Annotated in this window: 19 protein-coding genes; 6 read left to right on the plus strand and 13 right to left on the minus strand. The window is 65.9% G+C overall.

Annotated features, from left to right (window positions below; all coding sequences use genetic code 11):
- Positions 1-31 precede the first annotated feature (31 nt).
- From ASE39_RS02235 to ASE39_RS02250, 4 genes are all read right to left on the minus strand, one after another.
- The gene (locus ASE39_RS02235; protein WP_010463431.1) at positions 32-538 is read right to left on the minus strand and encodes a hypothetical protein; all 507 of its coding nucleotides are present in this window, start codon (positions 536-538) and stop codon (positions 32-34) included.
- Positions 539-641: 103 nt separating this feature from the next.
- Positions 642-3,278: an EAL domain-containing protein gene (locus ASE39_RS02240; RefSeq protein WP_242421344.1), complete on the minus strand. Its 2,637-nt coding sequence runs from the start codon at positions 3,276-3,278 to the stop codon at positions 642-644.
- Between the two features lie 59 nt (positions 3,279-3,337).
- Positions 3,338-4,447, minus strand: coding sequence for a TRAP transporter substrate-binding protein (locus ASE39_RS02245; RefSeq protein WP_081474641.1), 1,110 nt, complete (start codon positions 4,445-4,447; stop codon positions 3,338-3,340).
- A gap of 274 nt (positions 4,448-4,721) precedes the next feature.
- Positions 4,722-5,552, minus strand: a complete 831-nt coding sequence (locus tag ASE39_RS02250) for an SDR family oxidoreductase (RefSeq protein WP_057226573.1) — start codon at positions 5,550-5,552, stop codon at positions 4,722-4,724.
- A gap of 67 nt (positions 5,553-5,619) precedes the next feature.
- Between ASE39_RS02250 and ASE39_RS02255 the strand changes: the two genes are divergently transcribed.
- Together ASE39_RS02255 and ASE39_RS02260 are read left to right on the plus strand one after the other, a co-directional pair.
- Complete coding sequence (locus tag ASE39_RS02255; RefSeq protein ID WP_057270045.1) at positions 5,620-6,234, plus strand: SH3 domain-containing protein; 615 nt, start codon at positions 5,620-5,622, stop codon at positions 6,232-6,234.
- A gap of 10 nt (positions 6,235-6,244) precedes the next feature.
- On the plus strand, positions 6,245-7,231 hold the full coding sequence (locus ASE39_RS02260; protein WP_225584773.1) for a M48 family metallopeptidase: 987 nt from the start codon (positions 6,245-6,247) through the stop codon (positions 7,229-7,231).
- A 43-nt stretch (positions 7,232-7,274) separates the two neighbouring features.
- Here the strand turns inward: ASE39_RS02260 and ASE39_RS02265 are convergent, their stop codons facing one another.
- The 9 genes from ASE39_RS02265 to ASE39_RS02305 form a co-directional block, all read right to left on the minus strand.
- Positions 7,275-8,204 carry a DMT family transporter gene (locus tag ASE39_RS02265; protein WP_035197823.1) on the minus strand — a complete coding sequence of 310 codons (930 nt, stop codon included), beginning with the start codon at positions 8,202-8,204 and terminating at the stop codon, positions 7,275-7,277.
- Positions 8,205-8,376: 172 nt separating this feature from the next.
- A complete protein-coding gene (locus tag ASE39_RS02270) occupies positions 8,377-9,999 on the minus strand; it encodes a gamma-glutamyltransferase family protein (RefSeq protein ID WP_010463417.1) in 1,623 nt (540 codons plus the stop codon).
- 160 nt (positions 10,000-10,159) lie between these two features.
- Positions 10,160-11,458 (minus strand): DUF3422 domain-containing protein, encoded by a 1,299-nt coding sequence (locus tag ASE39_RS02275; RefSeq protein WP_057270046.1) that lies wholly within the window; start codon positions 11,456-11,458, stop codon positions 10,160-10,162.
- 120 nt (positions 11,459-11,578) lie between these two features.
- On the minus strand, positions 11,579-13,090 hold the full coding sequence (locus ASE39_RS02280; RefSeq protein ID WP_010463412.1) for a tripartite tricarboxylate transporter permease: 1,512 nt from the start codon (positions 13,088-13,090) through the stop codon (positions 11,579-11,581).
- 15 nt (positions 13,091-13,105) lie between these two features.
- A complete protein-coding gene (locus tag ASE39_RS02285; RefSeq protein WP_010463410.1) occupies positions 13,106-13,594 on the minus strand; it encodes a tripartite tricarboxylate transporter TctB family protein in 489 nt (162 codons plus the stop codon).
- 138 nt (positions 13,595-13,732) lie between these two features.
- On the minus strand, positions 13,733-15,526 hold the full coding sequence (locus tag ASE39_RS02290) for a GspE/PulE family protein (RefSeq protein ID WP_010463408.1): 1,794 nt from the start codon (positions 15,524-15,526) through the stop codon (positions 13,733-13,735).
- A 46-nt stretch (positions 15,527-15,572) separates the two neighbouring features.
- The gene (locus tag ASE39_RS02295; protein ID WP_057226566.1) at positions 15,573-16,337 is read right to left on the minus strand and encodes a hypothetical protein; all 765 of its coding nucleotides are present in this window, start codon (positions 16,335-16,337) and stop codon (positions 15,573-15,575) included.
- Between the two features lie 9 nt (positions 16,338-16,346).
- The gene (locus ASE39_RS02300) at positions 16,347-16,928 is read right to left on the minus strand and encodes a DNA-deoxyinosine glycosylase (RefSeq protein ID WP_010463404.1); all 582 of its coding nucleotides are present in this window, start codon (positions 16,926-16,928) and stop codon (positions 16,347-16,349) included.
- Between the two features lie 158 nt (positions 16,929-17,086).
- Positions 17,087-17,914 (minus strand): TatD family hydrolase, encoded by an 828-nt coding sequence (locus tag ASE39_RS02305; protein ID WP_057270047.1) that lies wholly within the window; start codon positions 17,912-17,914, stop codon positions 17,087-17,089.
- Positions 17,915-18,036: 122 nt separating this feature from the next.
- Here ASE39_RS02305 and ASE39_RS02310 point away from each other — a divergent pair, with 122 nt between their 5' ends.
- From ASE39_RS02310 to ASE39_RS02325, 4 genes are all read left to right on the plus strand, one after another.
- Positions 18,037-18,978 carry a trypsin-like peptidase domain-containing protein gene (locus ASE39_RS02310; protein ID WP_057270048.1) on the plus strand — a complete coding sequence of 314 codons (942 nt, stop codon included), beginning with the start codon at positions 18,037-18,039 and terminating at the stop codon, positions 18,976-18,978.
- A 184-nt stretch (positions 18,979-19,162) separates the two neighbouring features.
- Positions 19,163-20,158, plus strand: coding sequence for a MoxR family ATPase (locus tag ASE39_RS02315; protein ID WP_010463399.1), 996 nt, complete (start codon positions 19,163-19,165; stop codon positions 20,156-20,158).
- Positions 20,159-20,167: 9 nt separating this feature from the next.
- Positions 20,168-21,190, plus strand: a complete 1,023-nt coding sequence (locus ASE39_RS02320) for a DUF58 domain-containing protein (protein ID WP_199864228.1) — start codon at positions 20,168-20,170, stop codon at positions 21,188-21,190.
- Positions 21,191-21,222: 32 nt separating this feature from the next.
- On the plus strand, positions 21,223-22,266 hold the full coding sequence (locus ASE39_RS02325; RefSeq protein WP_057226559.1) for a VWA domain-containing protein: 1,044 nt from the start codon (positions 21,223-21,225) through the stop codon (positions 22,264-22,266).
- Positions 22,267-22,268 lie beyond the last annotated feature (2 nt).

Below are 22,268 nucleotides of genomic sequence, written 5' to 3' on the forward strand. Positions count from 1 at the left end.
AGGGTGCAGCCAATGCCGTCCGAACCAACACCTAGTCCTGCGTGCGCAGCGTACCGGCAGAGCTGCTGAAGCCCGCCTCCTGCTGCGCATAGTCCGCCACCGTGGCGTTGTAGTTCACGCCCACCATGTGTCCGCCCAGGTCGGTCAGGTACATCAGGTTGCGGATCTCGGTGTCCACGGCCGGGGCCGTGCTGTCGATGCGCACCCAGGGCCGCTGCGCAATCTGCACCAGCGATGAATCCCGAAGCACCATGCCCGGAGTGAGCCTGGGGAGTGTGGTTTCCATCGCCGATTTGAACTCGGGCAATTGTTCGCTGGTCAGGGGCTTTTGCGCCATGCGCGACCAGGTCACCGCCACGGTGCTGCTGCGGCGGGCGTTCCCCCACGCGGCCAGGGGTCTGCGGCCGTAGCGTCCAAACTTGATGTGCAATTCGTCCTCGCTGAGGGCGGTGTAGCCCGCAGGCGTCTCGAAATGCAGGGTGCCGCTCGGCGTCTTGATGGCCACCGGCTCCGCGCTGGCTGCGGCACAGGCGAGCACACACGCCGCGCCGCAACTCCAGATCCTGCGCGGCCATCGCATCCACCGTGCCATAAGCATTCCTCCTGTTTGCATGCAGCGTGAACCGGAATGCGGCCGGGCGTCAGCGCTGGGGCGAGCCCCCGGTTGCAGACGAATCCACGGGAGCCTCGTCGGCAACGCGGCGCAGCAGCGCTTCCAGATCGGCCACCGGACCAGGCATTCCCAACAAATAGCCCTGGAAAAGCTGGCATCCGTAGTCCGCCAGCAAGGCCTTTTGCTCCGAGGTTTCCACCCCCTCGGCAATCACATCCAGCTCCAGGTTGCGGGCCATGCCGATGATGGTCTGCACGATCACGTCATCGGTGTGCCGCACGCCCAGGTTGCGCACGAAGGACTGGTCGATCTTGAGCTGATCGAGCGGCAACCGTGTGAGGTAGGCCAGCGACGAATAGCCCGTGCCGAAGTCGTCCACTGAAAAGCGCACGCCCTTGGTCTTGAGGAGGCCCATCTTGGCAATGGTGTCGTCCACGTTGTCCAGCACCAGCGACTCGGTCAGCTCCAGCTTGAGCAGGTGGGGCCGCGCCCCGGTTTCGCGCAGCACCTCGACGATGCGGGCCACGAAGTCGCGCTGGCGGAACTGCCGGGCGCTCACGTTGACCGACAGCTGCACATGCCGGTAGCGGGCATCGTTCTCCCACGCTGCCAGCTGCTCGCACGCGGTGCGCAGCACCCAGTGGCCCATGGGCACGATGAGCTCGCTCTCCTCCGCCACGCCGATGAAGGCGCCCGGCGCGACGAGGCCGCGCTCGGGGTGGATCCAGCGGATCAACGCCTCGGCGCCCACGATGCGCCCGTCCTGGTGGAACTGGGGCTGGTAGTGCAGCACAAACTGCCGCGCGGTCAGGGCGGCCTGCAGATCCCCCTCCAGCTGTGCACGCACGCTGATGGCGATCTGCATCTGCGGGTCGAAAAAACACAGCGCATTGCGCCCCTGCGACTTGACCTGGTACATCGCGATGTCGGCCTGCTTGAGCAGATCGACCGAGGGCTGCAGCGCCCCCCCCATCAGCGTGGCGCCAATGCTGGGCGTGCTGTGGTGGATGTGTGCACCCAGTGTGTACGGCATGTTCAGCGTGCGCAGGATCTTCTCGCCCACGCGGCGCGCGTTGGCGGCCGCTTCTTCACTGTGCAGCGACAGCTCGTGCAGCATGACCACGAACTCATCGCCCCCCAGGCGCGCCACGGTGTCTTCGCGGCGCACACAGGTCTTCAGGCGCTCGGCCACCTGGCGCAGCAGCATGTCGCCCACTTCGTGGCCCAGGGTGTCGTTCAATGTCTTGAAATGGTCGAGATCCAGAAACAGCAAGGCCCCGTACTGCCCGCTGCGCACGCTGGCGGCAATGACCTGCTGCATGCGGTCCATCAGCAGCCGGCGGTTGGGCAGGTTGGTCAGCGGGTCGTAGAAGGCCAGGCTTTCGATCTCGGCACTGGCCCGGCGCAGGGCCGTGACGTCGTGGTAGGTGATGACCAGCCCGCCCTCGGGCGTGGGCCGTTCGGTGATCTGGATCGTGCGGCCGTTGGGCAGCACCTGTTCGTGGGGCTCCAGGTGCTGGCTTTGCTTGAGCAGCCGCATCTCCACCCAGCGCATGCGTTCTTCCTCGCTGGCGCGCGGGAGGTGGTGCCGGGAGGTCTCCTCCATCACACGCCGAAACGGCACCATCGGCGCCATCACGGTGCGCAGCCAGGGGAAAATTTCCTCGAACCGGCTGTTCCACTGCACCACGCATTGCTCGCCGTCGAGCAGCACAAAACCGCTCACCATGGATTCCAGCGCCTGGTCCAGCGTGGCCTTGGATTGCGCAATGGCCAGGCGCGCCTGGGACATGCGGTGCAGGTAGCGCAGCGCCAGGTTGCCCGCCACCACGATCATGGCCACAAACAACAGCCCCGTGAGGGCGATGGCGTCGCGCTGATCGCGCCAGCCCGCCAGCGCATCGCGCAACGGAATGCTCCCAGAAATGCGCAGGTCCTGGTACAGGATGGGCCGGTAGACCACCAGCGCGGGTTCTCCGCTCAAGCGGGCCGGGGCCTTCCACTCCTGCCCCATGGCAGCCACTTCATGCAGTGGCGGGGACAACATCGGCGTGATGGCCTCTTCGCGGTTGGGCGCGCTCAGCAGCAGCAGTCCTCCCGCGCGTTCCAGCGTCACCTGCAGGCCTGTGATGTCCACCCCCTGGACGAGCACGGAGCTGAGGGCTCCCACCGGCAGTTCGGCAATGGCGACCACACGGGCGCTGTCGGCCATGCGCAGGTGGCGGGCGAAGTACAGCACGCGCTCCGCGGTGGCAAAGCTCACCACCGGCGGGCTGATCATCAGCGTGGACACAGGCTGCTCCAGCACCGCCGACAAAAACCCCGGGGGCAGCTGCAGCGACAGCGCGCTGCCAGCGGCATCCGAGGAGGCAATGGTCTTGCCCTTCGCATCCAGCAGCGCCACGTAGCGCACCATCAGGTTCTGCCGGGCCGAGCTGCGCAACCGCTGGCTGGCCACGTCGGGGTCGATCCAGTCGCTCATGGAGCCCGACAGGCCGAGCAGTTCGTCCATGCTGGCCAGCAGCACGTCCACGGACAGCAGGGATCGGTTGAGCGCCGCCTCGGCGCCCGCCACAAAACGGGTGGCCTGGGCTTCGTAGTCGTCCAGCGCCACCTTGCGGGCGTTCCACACCAGCGCGGCGGACACCATCACCACCGCTGCCATGAACACCGCCGCTCCGGCCCAGACAAAGGCCCTGATGCGCCGCGGGGTCGTGGTCTCCCTCATTTCGCCGGGGCCGCCACCAGGCCGCGAACGGGGCCGATCGTCTGGTTCCACACCTGGGCACAACGGGCCCCGCAGCGTTGCACCCAGCGTGGCAGCACGGTGGAGGCCAGGATCTCCTGGCGGCTGCGCTCGTCCTGGGCCGACACCGGTACCACCACCATGCTGCCCTTGCGGCCACCCACACAGGCCGGGGCGCCACGGTTGCAAGCCATGCCATCGGAGGTCTCGCGCTCGGACTCCTCCCAGATGGCGGCCTCCAGCCGGGGCAACTCGCGCCGCAGCAGCGCCCGCAGATCGGGCGGCAGCGCTTCCCAGGCGGCCTGGTTGGCGCCAAACACCGCCAGCCCCCATGTCACGGGAAGTGCATGCACATGCGAAGTCATCGTCGGCAGGCCCAGCGTGTTGCCCGACATGGTGCCGGTGATGGCGCATTCGGTATTGCCCGCCGTGAGGCTGGGCACTATCTGTGCGAAGCCCGTCAGCACCGGGATGCCGCCAAGCGCCCCGACAAAATCGGCCTGGGTGGAGGACGACACCCGGGTGCGGCGCCCGGCCAGATCAGCCAGCCCGCGCAAGGGCTTCTTGCAAAACACCACCTGCGCCGGATACACATACACGGCCAGGGCCTCCACACCATGCTGGTCGCGCAGGCTCTTCTCCAGATAAGGGCGAAACGCCGCCAGCGTGGACTTGAGCGTGGCGATGTCGGGGTTGAGCCCTGCCAGATCGGGCGCCGTGTACTCGGGGTATTGGGCCGTGAATGAACTCATGAGCGTCGTGCCAAAAGGCACCACGCCCAGCTGCAGCAGGCGCAGCATTTCAGTGCCGGGCACACCGGCGCGGTCAAAGGGGACAATTTCAGCGTCGAACCGGCCGCCGCTCATGCGCGACAGCTCCTTGCTCCAGAACGGCTCTTCCTGGCGGATGTACTGGTTGATGCTGGCCAGGCCACCCACGATGCGCAGCTTGTAAGGCACCGGGGCCACCGCAGGAGTTGCTGCTGTTTGCCCCACCGCCTGTGGCAGGCAGCCCAGGAAGGCCAACGCAGCGCAAAGCGGCGCAACACGGTGGCGAAGGCGGGAAATCACAGCGGGTGTCTGCGGCATGGCAAATTCTGGCGCTCCAACCCGGGAGCCGCAGATGGCCCCCACAGCGCACCATCGGCACCCGGAATATGGCCAGACACCCAGCGGCACTCGTGGAGTTCACAAGGATCTGGAAGGCCGCCCGGGGGATGGATGCACAGTGTCATGTTCCGGTACTTTCGGGTTGGAGTGCTGGGGCACCATTCTTTACCAAGTTTTCCCCCTCGGCGGCGAAAGCTGTCGGCAAAACGCCACGCGGCGTGGCAACGCGCGTGGCTGGCAAGCCCAGCCCTGGTCAGAAGGTGCCAGGATACGCGCCGCCGTCCGCCAGCACGTTCTGCCCGGTCATGTAGCCCGCCTGCTGGCTGCACAAAAAGGCGCAGATGGCACCGAACTCCTGTGCCGTGCCGTACCGCCCGGCCGGGATCTGCGCCTGCTGGGCAGTGCGCACATCGTCCACGCTCTTGCCCGCCTTGCCTGCGGCGGCAGTCACGGTGGCGGCCAGCCGGTCGGTGTCGAACTTGCCGGGCAGCAGGTTGTTGATGGTGACGCCCCGCGCGGCGATCTTGCTGCGCGATACCCCCGCCACAAAGCCCGTGAGCCCGCTGCGCGCGCCATTGGACAGGCCCAGGATATCGATGGGTGCCTTCACTGCGCTGGAGGTAATGTTGACGATGCGGCCAAAGCCCCGAGCAGCCATGCCGTCCACCGTGGCCTTGATCAGTTCAATGGGGGTGAGCATGTTGGCATCCACGGCCTTGATCCATGCGTCGCGATCCCAGTCGCGGAAGTCGCCCGTGGGCGGGCCGCCGGCATTCGTCACCACAATGTCGAAGTCGCGGCCCGGACCACCGGCCACGGTGAACACGGCAGCGCGCCCCTCGGCCGTGGTGATGTCGGCGGCAACCGCCAGTACCTTTGGCTTTGAGCCATTCAGGCCACCAGCGCTTGATGGTATTGAATTTTCAGCTATCAATTTAATAGCTGCCTGATCGAGCGCCTCTGCATTGCGGGCGTTGATCACCACGTTGACGCCCTCGCGCACCAAGGCCAGCGCACAGCCGTAGCCCAATCCCTTGCTCGCGCCGCACACGAGCGCCCATTTGCCTGCGATACCCAAATCCATAACAATCTCCGGTTCTGGTGCTGCGACCCGCAGCATTCACAAATCATCATAAGTGGAGAGCTGCAACATGAACTGGCTGCACCGCGGAGCCCTGGCCACCTGGCTGGCATTGGCCGCATTAGCACCCCTGGCGGGTGGCGCACACGCGCAGGAGGCTGCCGTGGTCAAGCGCGCCACCCAGTTGCGCGACGCTCCCGCCGACAGCGGCGCCAGCGTGGCCCCACTGGAGGCCAATACGGTGGTCACACGCAGCAACGAGCGCAAGGGTCCCTGGACCAAGGTGAGCACACAGCAAGGCGCCACCGGCTGGGTCCACATGTTTGACCTGGGCCCACAATCGGGCTCGGCCACGCCCACCAACAATGCCACCACCAGCGGCCTGCGGGGCCTGGGCGGACTGTTTGGCGGCAACAGTGGCTCCACCACCACCGCCACTTCCACGGTGGGTATTCGTGGCCTGGGTGCCGAAGACATCGCCAACGCACAGCCCAACCCCGCCGCCGTCGGCCGGGCAGAGGGCCTGCGGGTCAATGCTGACCAGGCACGCCAGTTCGCCAGCTCGGCGTCGCTGAACGCCCGCGATGTGCCCGCACTGGCCCAGCCGTCCCTGCCGACCTCCAGCGGCAGCAAGTCGGGCAGCGGCTCCGGCAATCCGTCCGACCCCAACTACAGCCCCAATTGAGGAGATGCACATGACCCGAACTCCCCCATGGAAGCGCTGTGCCCGAACAGCCGCCCTGTGCGCGGCACTGGCAGCAGCCCCGCTGGCCGCCTACAGCCAGAACGTGATGAACCTGCTGAACTCGCTGGGCGGCGGCATCGGCTCTGCCGTCACAGGCGGCAAACCCGCTTCGGCAGGACAGGGTGACGATCTGATCAGCCTGCTGACCCAGTCGATGGAGAACATCGACGAAACCAAGGAAATCGAGATCGGCCGCCAGTTGGCCGCCCTGCTGCTGGGGGCCAAGCCCGCCCACCCGGACATGGCGCTGCAGCGCTACGTGAACCGCCTGGGCCGCTGGGTCAGCCTGCAGTCATCGCGCCCCGGCCTGCCCTGGACCTTCGTGGTGCTCGATGACAGCGGCTACAACGCCTTCGCAGCGCCGGGCGGCTATGTGTTCGTGACCAAGGGGCTCATCGACCGCTGCGCCGACGAGTCCGAGCTGGCGGGCATTCTGGCGCATGAGATCACGCACGTGACCTCCAAACACCACCTGCAGGCCATCCGGCAAAGCGCCATGGCGGGGGTCGGCACGCAGCTGCTGGCCTCGCAGATCCGCACCAGCAACGTGGCCGGCCAGCTCGTCAAGGACCAGCTTCTGTCGCTGTTCCGCACGGTCTACACCAAGGGGCTGAGCCAGTCCGACGAATTCGAGGCGGACCGCACCGGTGTGTCGCTGGCGGCCAAGGCGGGTTTTGACCCCTACGGCCTGGTCTCGGTGCTGCAGCAACTGCGCACCGTGACACCGGACAACCCGATGTTCACGCTGACGATGTCCACACACCCCGCCGCACAGGCCCGCCTGGACTACCTGGAGCAATCCATGGGCCGCCAGCTCGACGGGCTGGGCGGATCGCGCGCATCGATTGCGCAGCGCCTGGGTGGTGGCAACGCACCTGCCAATGCTCCTGCACCGGCCCCCTCTGCCCGGCCTGCGGCGGCGAAGAAGGCGGGATAAGGCACCCCAAGGGAGAGCGGCGCACCCGCTCTGCGCAGCAAGGTCAAGGCGCTTGGCGGCGGGCCAGCTGGGTGAACACAAAGATCCCCGTGATCACCAGGGCCGTGCCCGCAGCCACCCACACCGTGAACGGCTCGCCCAGAATCCAGACCCCCATGAGGATGGTGGACAGCGGCCCCACCATGCCGGTCTGCGCGGTCATGCCAGCGCCCACGCGCTCGATCGCCATCATCACCATGAGCACGGGCGCGGCCGTGCACAGCGTGGCGTTGAGGATGGACAGCCAGATCACCTCAGGCGCCACCAGGGCAGCACTGAAGGGCCGCAGCACCACAAACTGCAGCAGGCAAAGCAGGCACGCCACGGTGGTGGCCAAACCCACCAGCCGCAGCGAACCCAGGCGCCGCACCAGTTCACCGCTGTAGACCAGGTAGATGGCGTAGCTCACCGCACTCAGGAACACCAGCAGGGTGCCCCATGCAGCATCGGCGCCTTGCAGGTTGGCCTCATGGCCGAACACCAGGACCACGCCGCAGTAGCTGATCAGCATGCCCACCGCTTGCCCCCAGTGAATGCCGCGCCGGTACAGCACCCAGCCGAGCATCACCACCAGCGTGGGGTTGAGGTACAGGATCAGGCGCTCCAGGCTGGCGCTGATGTAGGCCAGCCCTGCAAAATCCAGAAAACTCGCCAGGTAGTAGCCCGTAAGCCCCAGGCCCAGCACGCCCAGCCAGTCCTTGCGGGTCAGGGGCGGCTTGCCCCGGCTGGCCCACCAGGCCATCAGCGCGAAGATGGGCAACGCAAACAGCATGCGGTACATGATCAACGTGACAGCGTCCACACCATGGCGGTACGCCAGCTTGACGATGATGGCCTTGCCGCTGAAGGCGATCGAGCCCAACAGGGCCAGGGCAAGACCGGTTGCTACATTTTTAGTAGCTTCTTGCGCTTTTACTGATTGGGCTAGAGGCACTTTTAATGTATTTTCCCGTTGTTCATTGCGGCGCGCACTAACCGCATCGATGGCAACTGGCGCAGCCCAAGCCAATGCCACCGTGGAGCTGGCTTCGCCAGGCCACCGGTGGCGTCCCCCTCCCGCGCAGCGAGAGAGGGGGAAGGCGCGAAGCGGCTCAGGGGGTGTTCCATCAATACCCCGCCACCTGGCCGTCGCGGCGCGGATCGCTGGCGGCCACATAGCCCTGCACCTTGGGGTCGCCCATGCGCCAGATGAACTGGCCGGCGCCGAAGTCCTGGTAGGAGTCCTGGATCACCTCCATGCGGTGCCCCAGGCCCAGCAGACCCTGCACCGTGGCCGCAGGCATGGCAGCTTCGACATTGATCGACAGCCCTTCATTGAAGCGCCAGCGCGGTGCGTCGCACGCCGCCTGCGGGTTCTGGCCGTAGTCCAGCATGCGCACCAGGGTCTGCATGTGGCCCTGCGGCTGCATGTTTGCGCCCATCACGCCGTAGCTCATCACGGGCTGGCCGTTCTGCGTGAGGAAAGCCGGGATGATGGTGTGAAACGGCCGTTTGCCGGGTGCCACCAGGTTCGCGGGGTTGGCGCCCTTGGGGTCGGTGCTGAATGCCTGGCCCCGGTTCTGCAGGCTGATGCCAAAGGTGGGCTCCACACACCCCGAGCCGAAGCCCATGTAGTTGCTCTGGATGAAGCTGACCATCATGCCGTTTTCGTCGGCCGCCGTCAGATAGATCGTGCCGCCCTTGACCGGATTGCCTGCCCCAAAATCCTGCGCCTGGTTCATGTCGATGAGTTTGGCACGGGACGCCAGGTACGCGTCATCGAGCATTTGCGCGGGTGTCACCTCCATGGACGATGGCTCGGCCACATAGCGGTACACATCGGCAAACGCGAGTTTCATGGCCTCGATCTGCAGATGCTGGGACGCTGCGCCATCCACCGCCAGCGCGGCCAGATCGAACTGGTCCAGGATGCCCAGCGCAATCAACGCCGCGATGCCCTGGCCGTTGGGCGGGATCTCGTGCAGGGTATAGCCCCGGTAGTTGCGGGCAATGGGGGTGACCCACTCAGGGCGGTGCGCTGCCAGATCCGCCAGCGTCAGGCTGCCGCCCTGGGCCTTGGAGAAGGCCACCAGCGCCTGGGCAATTTCGCCCGTGTAGAACGCCTGCCCTTGTGTAGCACCGATGGCGCGCAGTGCACGGGCTGCGGCTGCGAACTGGAACAGCTCGCCCACCTGCGGCGCACGCCCACGCGGCATGAAGCTCTGCGCAAACCCCGGCTGCGACTGCAGTTCCGGCACTGCAGCCGCCCATTTCTGCTGCACCACCACCGGCACCAGATAGCCACGCTCGGCAATCTCGGCGGCGGGCTCCATCAGATCGGCAAAAGGCAGCTTGCCAAAGCGCTCGGACAGGGCGACCCAGGCACTGACAGCCCCCGGCACCGTGACGGCATCCATGCCGCGCTTGGGGGGTGTGACCTGACCCTCACCGTAACGGCTGTGAAAGTATTCCGGCGTCCACGCAGCTGGCGCACGGCCGGAGGCATTGAGCCCCTGCAAGGCCTGCCCGTCCCACAGGATGCAGAACGCATCGCTGCCCAGCCCGTTGCTCACGGGCTCGCAGATCGTCATGGCCGCAGCGGCGGCTACGGCGGCATCGACGGCATTGCCGCCCTGCTGCAGCATGCGCAAGCCCGCCTGGGCCGCCAGCGGATGGGAGGTGGAAACGACATTGCGCGCAAACACCGGCAGGCGGGTGCTGGCATAGGAGGGGGTGTAGCTGAAGTGCATCGGGCCATTATGGGCCGCGCCCCATGTGCGTGCAGGAGGCACACGGCATGGGCATGCACGCCCGTCGGGCTTGGACCCAGCCCCTGCCAACCCGCCCTGGCGCGATGCCCTGCGAGGTGGTGGAAAGGGTCTTTAGCGGCCCTTTTTGTGGCCTTCTCTTCTAGCCGTGCTTCCGGAAGACCCGGTGGTGCAATCGCCTCAGCGACCACCACACGGCCACCGCCACCACCGGAATCGCGATGGCCGCAGTGGTCTCGGGCGATAGGGGCCAACCGAGTTTCTGCGCGCCTTTTGCCAGGTAGCTCACCAGGCCCACGATGTAGTACGTGATGGCCGCGACCGACAGCCCTTCCACCGTGGACTGCATCTGCAGCTGCAAATCCTGCCGGTGGTTCATGGTGGTCAGCAGTGCCTGACTGCTTTGCTGCTGCTCAATCTCGACCCGGGTGCGCAGCAGGTTGCTCATGCGCGAGACACGTTGCGAGAGCGCATCCTGGCGCCGCGCCGCCCATTCGCAGGTGCTGCGCGCGGGCGTGAGGCGCCGATCCATGAACTCCCGGATTGTCTGCATGCCGGCCAGCCGCGACTCGGCAATGTCCTGGATGCGGCGGTCCAGCAGCTCGAAGTAGGCACTGCTGGCCGAGAAGCGCGAATGGGTGGCCGCATACTGGCTCTCCACCTGCCCGGCCAGGCGGGTCAGGCGGTCCAGCAGTGCAGGCTCGGCATCGCGGTTGGCGGTGCGGATGGCGTCAGCCAGCTCTGCCAGTTCGCGTTCGGCAAAGGCCAGCACACTGGCCGCCTCGCGCGCGGCGGGCAAACCCAGCAGGGCTGCCATGCGGTAGGTCTCGATTTCGAGCAGACGCTGCACCAGGCGACCCAGGCGGCGCTGCGTCATGCCGCCCGCCAGCAGCACCATGCGCGAGAACCCATCGGCGTGGATCGCAAAGTCGGTGTAGACCTCGCCATGCCCATCGGCCACCGTGGAGGCCACCAGTGTGTCCTCATGCAGCACATGCTTGACCAGCGAACCCGAGCCAAAGGTGTGCGTGGGCAGCACCCAGAGGTTCAGGCTGCACAGGCAATGTCCGGGCAACGCCGCCAGCCACTCGCGGGGCACGGCGTCTGCGGCGCTGGCAGGCTCCCGCTCGCCAAAGGCGTCCGCCGCCATGGGCACCATGAAGGTCCAGGACACAAACTCGGTATGCAGCTCCCAGCGCATGCGGTAGGCCCCCAGGTCCATGCGCAGGTGGGTGGTGTTCGCATCGGGCAACGCCAGGTGGTGGTCGCGCAAAAGGTCCGCCACATGGGCCCGGCTCGCTTCGCGCCCCGCGGCATCGGCCAGCATCACGATGTGTGCAATGGCCAGGGGGGCCGTCATGGCCTCGGGCGGACGGGCGTGGATTTCGTTGTGCAACATCGCCCGGTGGGGATGCTGCGGCAAATGGAATGGAATGGACATGCGGGCCTCTTGCCCGCCATTGTGTACTGGCACCCAAGGTGTTCCGCCGATCAGGATCTCCAAAAAACAACGGCACCCGAAGGTGCCGATGTTCTGGAGTCGGATGGAAAAGAGGCGCCGTCAGTCTTCGACGAACGCTTCCTCGCGCTTGCTCTTCACCGAAGGCAACAGCACGATGACGAGCAGCAGTGCAGCGGCAGCCAGCAGGCCCGCCGACAGCGGACGCGTCACAAACACGCTCCAGTCACCACGCGACAGCAGCAGCGCGCGGCGCAGGTTCTCTTCCATCATCGGGCCCAGGATGAAACCGAGCAGCAAAGGTGCAGGTTCCGTACCCAGCTTGTAGAAGATGTAGCCGATCAGGCCGAACGCACCCACCATCCAGATGTCGAACGTATTGTTGTTGGTGGAATACACACCCACCGCACAAAAGAGCACGATGGAAGGGTACAGCCAGCGGTAAGGCACGGTGAGCAGCTTGATCCAGATGCCGATCAACGGCAGATTCAGGATGATCAGCATGGCGTTGCCGATCCACATCGAGGCGATCAGGCCCCAGAACAGCTCCGGGTTGCTCGTCATCACCTGGGGGCCAGGCTGGATGTTGTGGATGGTCATCGCACCCACCATCAGCGCCATCACGGCGTTGGGAGGAATGCCCAACGTCAGCAGCGGGATGAAGGACGTCTGCGAACCGGCATTGTTGGCCGACTCGGGAGCCGCCACACCACGGATGTTGCCTTGGCCGAAGGGCACTTCGCCGGGCTTGAGCTTGGTCTTCTTCTCGACCGTGTAGGCCGCAAACGCTGCCAGCAGCGCGCCGCCACCGGGCAGGATGCCCAGCGCCGCACCCAGTGCCGTGCCACGCAGCACCGCCGGGATCATGCGCTTGAAGTCTTCCTTGGTCGGGAACAGGCCCTCCACCTTGGCAGTGAACACTTCGCGCTCATCATCGGGACGCGAGAGGTTGGCTATGATTTCACCGTAACCGAACACGCCCATGGCGATGGTCACAAAGCCAATACCGTCGGTCAGTTCAGGGATGTCGAAGCTGAAGCGGGCTACACCCGAATTCACGTCGGTCCCCACCAGGCCCATCAGCAGGCCCAGCACGATCATGGCCACGGCCTTGAGCAGCGAACCCGAGGCCAGCACCACGGCACCGATCAGGCCCAACACCATCAGCGAGAAGTATTCGGCAGGGCCGAACTTGAAAGCCACTTCGGTCAGCGGAGGCGCGAAGGCCGCCAGGATCAGCGTACCCACACAACCGGCGAAGAACGAACCGAGGCCCGCCGCCGCCAGCGCCGGTCCCGCTCGGCCTTTTCGCGCCATCTGGTAGCCGTCGATCACGGTCACCACCGAGGAAGATTCGCCCGGCAGGTTGACCAGAATGGCGGTGGTGGAGCCGCCGTATTGCGCGCCGTAATAGATGCCGGCCAGCATGATCAGCGCAGCCACGGGAGGCAGCGCGTAGGTGGCAGGCAGCAGCATGGCGATGGTCGCCACGGGGCCAATGCCAGGAAGCACGCCAATCAGCGTCCCCAGCAGGCAGCCGACAAAACAGTAAATCAGGTTCTGGAAGGTGAACGCGACACCAAAACCCAGCGATAGGTTGTTAATAAGATCCATGGTCGGTGCTCCTGCTTAACCCGTGATGAAACTCGGCCACACAGGGAACTGCAGCTTGAGCGCCCAGACGAAGGCCACGTAGCTGCCAATGGCAAGCACCGTGGCCAGCACGAATACGGCCTTTGCATTGAACTCGTTGCCAGCCAGGCTGGAAATGAAGGTCAGTGCATAGATGCCGACGATGAGGCCCATCGCCGGAATGCCCAGGCTGGGCAGGCCGCCGAGCAGGATGCCGAACGCGAAGTTGGCAGCCAGGATGAAGAACAGCGGCTTCCAGGCCCACTTTCCAATCTTGTCGCCATCCTGGGTCTCGACCGTGGTGGCCTTGAAGGTGATCGCGCTGCCGATGATGGCCAGCAAGATACCCAGCAAGAGGGGAAAGTAGCCCGGGCCCATGCGGGCACCGTTGCCGACGTTGTACGTGGTGGCACCCCACGCAAACGCTACACCAACCCCCATGAACATGAGGCCGGCAAAGAAGTCTTTTTGACTTTTGATTTTCACGAATTGTCTCCTTGGCGGAATCTCGACTGCGCGATTGTGCGGGCAACCAGGGGCCGTGCGGATGTGGATTCCACCTACATCCGGTAACGCTTGCCCCGGTTCCCGGCTGGCGCAGATCCAAGGAGACGACCGCCGTCCCTATTCCAGGGGGGGTGTGGCGGAAATCACCTCATCCAGGGTGGTCAGCCCCTCTGCCACCCGCAGCGCGCCCGCCAGGCGCAAGGGCCGCATGCCATCCTGCACGGCCTGCCGGCGCAGCTGGTCGATCGAGGGCGCCTGGTTGATCTTCTCCTTGAGTGCCTCGGTGACGGTCAGCAGCTCATACAGGCCCATGCGCCCACGGTAGCCCCCCATGCGGCAATCCACGCAGCCTACGGGCTTGTACGGGTGGTAGCCGCCACTGAGTTTCCAGGGCTTGACCACGGCCATCAGCGTCTCGCGCTCCGCCGTGTCGTCCTTTTGTTTGCATTGCTTGCACAGTGTACGCACCAGCCGCTGGGCCAGCACCCCGAGCAGCGTGGCATTGAGCAGATAGGGCGGGACTCCCAGCTCCATCATGCGGGTGATGGCGGACGGTGCGTCGTTGGTGTGAAGCGTGGAGAACACCAGATGCCCGGTCAGTGCGGCCTGGATGGCCATCTCGGCCGTCTCCAGATCGCGGATTTCGCCCACCATGATGATGTCGGGGTCCTGGCGCATGAGGGCACGCAGGCCTTCGGCGAAATTGAAATCGAGCTGGGGCTGCACCTGGGTCTGGTTGAAGCTGGGCTCGATCATTTCGATCGGGTCTTCCACCGTGCTCACGTTGACCTCTTCGGTCGCCACCCGCTTCAAGGTGGAATACAGCGTGGTGGTCTTGCCCGAGCCGGTGGGCCCCGTCACCAAAATGATGCCGTGCGGGCGCTTGACCAAACCTTCCCAGCGCTCTGCATCGTGCTGGGCAAAGCCCAGGGCGTCGAGGTCCTTGACGGCGTTGTCCGGGTCGAAGATCCGCATGACCATCTTCTCGCCAAACGCCGTGGGCAAGGTGGAAAGGCGCATTTCCACTTCGTCCCCGCGCTGGTTGCGCGTCTTGATGCGGCCATCCTGCGGACGGCGCTTTTCCACCACGTCGATGCGACCCAGGAGCTTGATGCGCGAGACCATGGCGTTGTGCACACCCATGGGCATCTGGTAGACCGGATGCAACACCCCGTCAATGCGAAAGCGGATCACGCCCTGGTCGCGCCGGGGTTCCAGGTGGATGTCACTGGCGCGCTGGTCGAAGGCGTATTGCCAGAGCCAGTCCACCACCTTGACCACGCCCTGGTCGTTGGCGTCGAGCTGCTTGTTGCTCTTGCCCAGTTCCACCAATTGCTCGAAGCTGCTGCCCCCGGAATTGCCGCCCGCCTTCTGTGCGGCACGCACCGACTTGGCCAGGGCAAAGAACTCGGCGGTAAACCGGTGAATGTCCAGGGGACTTGCCACCACGCGGCGGACCGTGCGACGGGACTGTCGCTCCACCTCGGCCACCCAATCGTCGATGAACGGCTCGGCCGTCGCCACCACCACCTCCTTGGTGGTCACCTGCACGGGCAGCACCTTGTGGCGCTCTGCGTAGGTGGCGCTCATGGTTTCGGCCACGCGCCCCACGTCCACCTTGAGTGGATCAATGCGCAAATAAGGCAGGCCCGCCCGCTTGGCCAGGTATTCAGACAATGCCTCGATGTCCAGCGGTTTGCCATCGCTGGCACGCTCCATCGCCACGTTGGCCAGGCGCACCAGCGCGTGCTGGGAGCTCTCGGCCTGTGAACAGCGGGCGATGGTGCGTTGCGCTTCTTCGGGGGCGATGACCTCGTCATCGCTGAGCCACTGCACCATGCGCCGCCAGTCCACCGGGCCGACGTAGGGCCGGGTTGTCTTGTTGTCCGGGGAAACCAAGGATGTTTTCATCAAGAACCTTTCCAGATTGGGGCCATGCAGTGCGGTGGATAGCCTCTCAGGCCACCACGGGCTTGAACGCCCGCAGCCACTTGGTCGTGGGCAGATCCCAGCGCGCCTGGATGGCTTCGGCGCGTTCTGCCAGTTCCGCGCGCTTGGGGCGCGTGGGTGTTTTCTGGGCGAGCACCACCGTGTTGCCCTCCCGGGTGGGCTTGAAGGCCCAGAGTGCCTTGTCCCCAAAGGCCGCCGCCATGCTCTGCAGGCTGCGGTCAAAACTCGATGCACGGCCGAACAGGTTGACCGTCATGCAGCCCGTTTCGGTCAACAGGCCCCGGCAGTCGGCGTAAAAATCGGGGCTGTCCAGCACGGGGGCGGCCGCCTCGTGGTCGTACAGATCGACGGCCAGCGCGTCCACGGTGCCCTGCCACATGGGGTTTTGGATCTCTTTCGCCGCATCGGCCAGCACCACGCGCAGCTTGGGGCCGTCGGGCGGCAGTTTGAACCACTGCCGACACACTGCTAGCACCTGGGGGTTGAGTTCGATGGCTGTCGTGCAGATGCGCAGCTTCTTGTGGCAGAACTTGGTGATGGCCCCTGCCCCCAGCCCCAGCTGCATGGCGTGGCCCTTGGACACCAGCGCCGGGTCGGCAAACAGAAGCCACGCCATCATGCGCTGTACATACTCCAGCTCCAGCACAAAAGGCTCGGCTATGCGCATGGAGCCCTGGATCCAGGGTGTACCCAGGTGCAGATGGCGGACTTCGCTGTCATCCGAGACGCTGACTTCAGGCAGTTCTTGCAGTTTTTCTTTTTTGCGGGTCATTCACAACAGTCAAAGCAGGCGGTGGGCCGACATCAGCGCCGCCCAGGCGGCCAATTTGCGTTCAAAACTCCAGGAGGCGTTGGCCGGACTGGTCGAGGGCAGGCGGTGCGAAGCGATGGAGCGGGGGTGGAGAAAGCTGTTCAGCACCGCCGGGGCGTGCTTGAAGCTCTCGCCACCATTGTGGGCGACGGCGGCAAGCTGCGGACACGCCACCTGCAATCGCGCAAAGTCGTTGACCCGCGCATTGCGGATGCTGGTGTCCAGGCTGCCTTCCCGCTCGCAGCTTTCATACACATCCCACAGGCCGAGCCCCCGTGCCAGCAGCCAGTCGCAGCGTGCGGCATACCCGCCATCTCCCGCAGGCGGCAAGGGGTGCTGGGGCCACAGCGCTTGCAAGATCTTCCAGAAATGGTTCTGTGGGTGCGCGTAATACTGGCGCAGCCGCAAGGAGGCCGCCCCCGGAAAACTTCCGAGGACCAGCACCACCGTGCCCGCGGACACCACCGGCGGCAGCCCCTCCAGACGCACCGGTGGGGCTGGCGCCGGGGCATCAGGGATAGGTGGGGGCTGCGTCAGCGCGGCGTCGGGCATCCGCCGATTCTGAACCGAAACCCATCAGCAACCCCGCGAGGGCCTCAAAAAAAACGATAGCTGTAAACCCTTTACCACAAAGCGCTGGCCTCCTAAAAACCTACCAATTGATGGTTCAGAACCCGTTCACGATATCGCGGGAGATCGTGAACAGGTTCTCAAAACGAGACCAGCGCTTGCAACCGGGGCAGTGCCCCCAGCGCATTGGCGCAGGTGATGCCCGCCAAAACCTCCCGCGGCTGGCCACGCACCTCTGCCAATGCGTTGGCAATGCGCGGGAGCTCGCCGGGTGCATTGCGCCCTTGGGCCAGGCCTTCAGCGCGCTGGGCGGCGGTGGCATACAACCAATGGGGAGGAATGTCAGGGGCATCGGTCTCCACCACCAGGGCCTCTGCGGGCAGTTCCGCCGCCAGGCGGCGCAGCTGCAGCGCCCGGTCGTAGGTCATCGCACCGCCAAACCCCAGCTTGAAACCCAGGGCGATGAACGCCTGCGCCTGTTGCAGGCTGCCATTGAAGGCATGGGCGATGCCGCCTTGGACCGGCAGCTCCCGCAGGCCCTTGAGCAGCCGGTCGGATGAGCGGCGCACATGCAGGATCACCGGCAGATCGAACCGCCGTGCGAGCTGCAGTTGCACGCGATAGAACCGCTCTTGCCGGGCAGCGTCCAGGCCGGGCACAAAAAAATCCAGGCCAATCTCTCCGATAGCCACCAGGCGCGGGTCTGCCCGGTGCTGCTCCAGCTCCTGCGCCAGCAGCTCCAGATCCGCGTCGTGCGCGCGCCCTGTGTAGAGGGGGTGAATGCCCAGCGCATAGCTGTCGCCGTACCGGTGGGCCAACGCCCGCACCGTGGCCCAGTTGCTGCGCTCCACCGCCGGAATCACACAGTGGGCCACGCCCTGGGCCTGCGCCTCGGCGCGCACGGCATCACGGTCAGGGTCAAACTCCGGCGCATCCAGGTGGCAATGGGTATCGATCCAGACAGTCATAGGGCGATGATGCCCCATCAGGCCCTCAGTCCTGAAACCTTGCCAGTGCACTCTGCGGCGATCCGTGCTAACGTGAAAACCGTGCGCCGTCTCGCGGCGTCTTCCGTAGAAAAGGTGACAGGATGCCCCGGCCCGCCCTCTACAGCAGCTCCCGCCACACCCGCCGCTCCCCGCCGGAGCCGGTTGAACAGGCGCCTGCGCCCACCGCACAACCAGCGGCCGGCATGGACGCCACCCTGCCCAACCCGCCCACCACCCAAGCGGCCAGTGCAAACCTTTCGCGGCGCCATCTGCACGCCCTGTGGGCACTGATCGCGCTGCTGGCCACGCTGCTGCTCTACAGCCTGTGGCTGCACCAGCGCCCCGCTGCCCACCGGATCACCCAGGAAGACATTGACGCCGCCGTGCTGCGCACGCTGGAGACCACCACCCCGCCCTCCGCCGCCGCCCGTGCGGTGGAAGCGATTTCGCCCTCCATCGTGCGCGTGGTGGGCTACAGCCGCAGCAAGAACGGCAAGGAAGAGGTGGAACGTGGCATCGGCACGGGCGTGGTGATTGTGGATAAAGGCGTCATCCTGACCAACCTGCACGTGGTGGCGGGCGCGGACCGCATTGCCATCACCTTCCACGACGGCCTGGAAACCACCGCCAGCATCACGGGTGCCCAGCCCGAGAACGACCTGGCCGTGCTGCAGGCCCACAAGGTGCCCGACGATCTGTTCGCAGCCCCGCTGCGCTCCACCCAGGACCTGCGCCCCGGCGATCACGTGGTGGCCGTGGGCTTCCCGTTTGGCATCGGACCGTCGGCCTCAGCGGGCGTGATCTCGGGCCTCAAGCGCGAATTCACCTCGCCCGAAGGCAAGCGCCAGCTCAGCAATCTCATCCAGTTCGATGCTGCAGCCAACCCGGGCAACTCTGGTGGTCCGCTGGTCACGCTCGATGGCGAGGTGGTAGGCATCGTCACCGCCATCTTGAACCCCACTTCAGCCCGCACCTTCATCGGCATCGGCTTTGCGGTGCCCATCGAGAACGCGGCGTCGGCCGTGGGCATGCCGCCGTTTTAGTATGAAACACCCTCTGAGTCGCTTCGCGCCTTCCCCCTCAAGGGGGACGAAACCCTCACACGGAGCGGAGGCGACATCTGCACATCGCGGCGGCCCTTGCTCGGTGTCCCTCGCCTTGGCCGCGCCCGCCGCGTGAGCTTGGAACAGTTTGCACGTCGTTGATCACTGACAAGGAAGGAAACCCATGGAATCCACAACGAACACCGCGACACTGATGGAACAGGTGCTCTACGAAGTCAAACGCGTGGTGGTGGGCCAGGACCGTTTTCTGGAACGCGTCATGGTCGCCATGCTCGCCCAGGGCCACCTGCTGGTCGAAGGCGTGCCCGGCCTGGCCAAGACGCTCACGGTGAAGACGTTGGCCTGCACCATTCAGGGCAGCTTCAAGCGCATCCAGTTCACGCCCGACCTGGTGCCCGCCGATCTGGTGGGCACGCGCATGTACAACCAGAAGACCGGCGAGTTCAGCACCACGCTGGGCCCCGTCTTCACCCACCTGCTGCTGGCCGACGAAATCAACCGCGCGCCCGCCAAGGTGCAAAGCGCCCTGCTGGAGGTGATGCAGGAACGCCAGGTGACGATTGCGGGCGAGACCCACAAGGTGCCCGAGCCCTTCCTGGTGATGGCCACGCAAAACCCCATCGAGACCGAAGGCACCTACGCACTGCCCGAAGCCCAGGTGGACCGCTTCATGATGAAGGTGCTGCTGGGCTACCCCACCGAGGAAGAAGAATTCGTGATCGCCCAGCGTGCACTCGACCTGCCCGTGCAGGTGCTGCCCGTGGCCACCACGGCGCAGCTGGCGGCGCTGCAGGCCGAGTGCCGCACGGTGTATGTGGACCCTTCGATGCTGCAATATGCCGTGAAACTGGTGGCCGCCACCCGCGAGCCCACGCGGCATGGCCTCAAGGACCTGGCGGGCTACATCAGCTGCGGCGCCAGCCCGCGCGCCACCATTGCCCTGGCCGAGGGCGCCCAGGCCCTGGCCATGCTGCGCGGGCGCAACTATGTGCTGCCCGAGGACATGACCGATCTGGCGGCCGACGTGCTGCGCCACCGCATCGCCCTGTCGTACGAGGCGCTGTCCGAAGGGCTGGATGCCGATGCCCTCGTCAAGCGCATCATGGCCAAGATACCGGCGCCCGCGCGCCCTTTGCACCACGAGCAAAAAGCCGCTTGAGCCCCCGCCATGAACAGCAAGCCGCCTGAAACCTCCGCCACGGTCCACACCCTGCCCACACTGCCCGGGCAGGCGGACCGGCTGCTGCGCGAGCTGGAGTGGAAGGTGATCCGCCGCCTGGACGGCCTGCTGCAGGGCAACTACCGCACGCTGATGCGCGGCAGCGGCCTGGACCTGGCCGACCTGCGCGAATACCAGCCGCATGACGACGTGCGCCACATCGACTGGAACGTGACCGCGCGCCTGAACACGCCCCATGTGCGCGTGTTCACCGAAGACCGCGAGATGACCGCGTGGTTTCTGCTCGACCTGAGCCCGTCCATCAATTTCGGCCCGCAGGGCAACGCCAAGCGCGACATCCTGACCGGCTTTGTCGCCGTGTTGTCGCGGCTGCTGACACGCCACGGCAACCGCGTGGGCGCCATGCTCTACGGCGCAGGCAATGCACCCGCCCGCGCCGTGGATGCGGTGTTACCACCTCGCAACAGCCGCGCCCATGTGTTGCATCTGGTGCACCGGCTGTTGACGCCGCCCGCCCCTACCACCGGCACATCAAAACCCGGCGGAGGCGCCACAGAACTGCATCGTTTGTTGCAAACAGGCTTGGCCAACCTGCGCCGCCGCTCCACCGTCTTCGTGGTGTCCGACTTCATCAGTGCACCCGGCTGGGAAAAGCCCCTGGCCCAACTCGCGCAGCGGCACGACGTGGTCGCAGTGCGCCTGCTCGACCCGCTGGAGCTGGAACTTCCCGATGTGGGCCTCATCACGCTGCGCGATGCCGAAAGCGGCGAACAACTGCAGGTGGACACCCACGACGCGGGCTTTCGCCGCCGCTTTGCCCACCTGGCGGCCGAGCGCGAGGCGGCGCTGCGCGAAGGGCTGACCCGCGCGGGCGCCGACACGCTGGAGCTGTGCACCGACGACGACCTGGTCGACGCCCTGCTGCGTTTCATGGACCTGCGCCAGCGCCGGGTGCGCACGTCCCGTGCCTCTACTTCCCGTGCGGCAGACCCGGCACAGCGCGCCGCCTGAACGAACCGCGCCCCCGCCCGAAGGAACACACCATGGTTTTTCTCTGGCCCACCCTGCTCTGGCTGTTGCTGGTCGTGCCGCTGCTGGTGCTGCTGTACTGGTGGCTGCTGCACCGGCGCAAGAAAACAGCGCTGAGCTATTCGAGCCTGTCGCTGGTGCGCGAGGCCATGGGCCCAGGCCAGAACCTGCGCCGCCACCTCCCTCCCGCGCTGTTCCTGCTGGCCCTGGTGGCGCTGCTGCTGGCCGCCGCGCGCCCGCTCGCCGTCATCACGCTGCCCTCGCAGGACCAGACCATCATGCTGGCCATGGATGTCTCGGGCAGCATGCGCGCCGCCGACGTGGAGCCCGACCGCATCACCGCTGCGCAAAACGCCGCCAAAGCCTTTATCGCCGAGCTGCCGCGCCATGTGCGCGTGGGCATCGTGGCCTTTGCCGGCAGCGCCCAGCTGGCCCAGTTGCCCACCCAGAGTCGCGAAGACCTGGTGAAAGCCATCGACAGCTTCCAGTTGCAGCGCGGCACGGCCACGGGCAACGGCATCATGCTGTCGCTGGCCACGCTGTTCCCCGACGCGGGCATCGACATCTCGGCCCTGGGCGGGCGCCAGGCCATGCGCCCCAAGCCCATCGACGAAATCGGCAAGCAGGACCCGGCCAAGGCGTTCACGCCCGTGGCACCCGGCTCCTACACCTCGGCCGCCATCATCATGCTGACCGACGGCCAGCGCACCACCGGCGTGGACCCGCTGGAGGCCGCCAAGTGGGCAGCCGACCGGGGGGTGCGGGTGTACACCGTGGGCGTGGGTACGGTGGCGGGGGAGACCATCGGCTTTGAAGGCTGGTCCATGCGGGTGCGGCTGGACGAAGAAACCCTGAAGGCCGTGGCCACGCGCACCAACGCCGAATACTTCCACGCGGCCACCGCAGCGGATTTGAAGAAGGTGTACGAAACGCTCAGCTCACGGCTGACGGTGGAAAAGAAGGAGACCGAGATCTCCGCCCTGCTCGCCTTGGCGGGCGCAGCGCTGGCCCTGCTGGCTGCGGCGCTGTCGGTGTGGTGGTATGGGAGGGTGATGTAACC

Source organism: Acidovorax sp. Root267, from assembly GCF_001429215.1.
GTDB lineage: Bacteria > Pseudomonadota > Gammaproteobacteria > Burkholderiales > Burkholderiaceae_C > Acidovorax > Acidovorax radicis.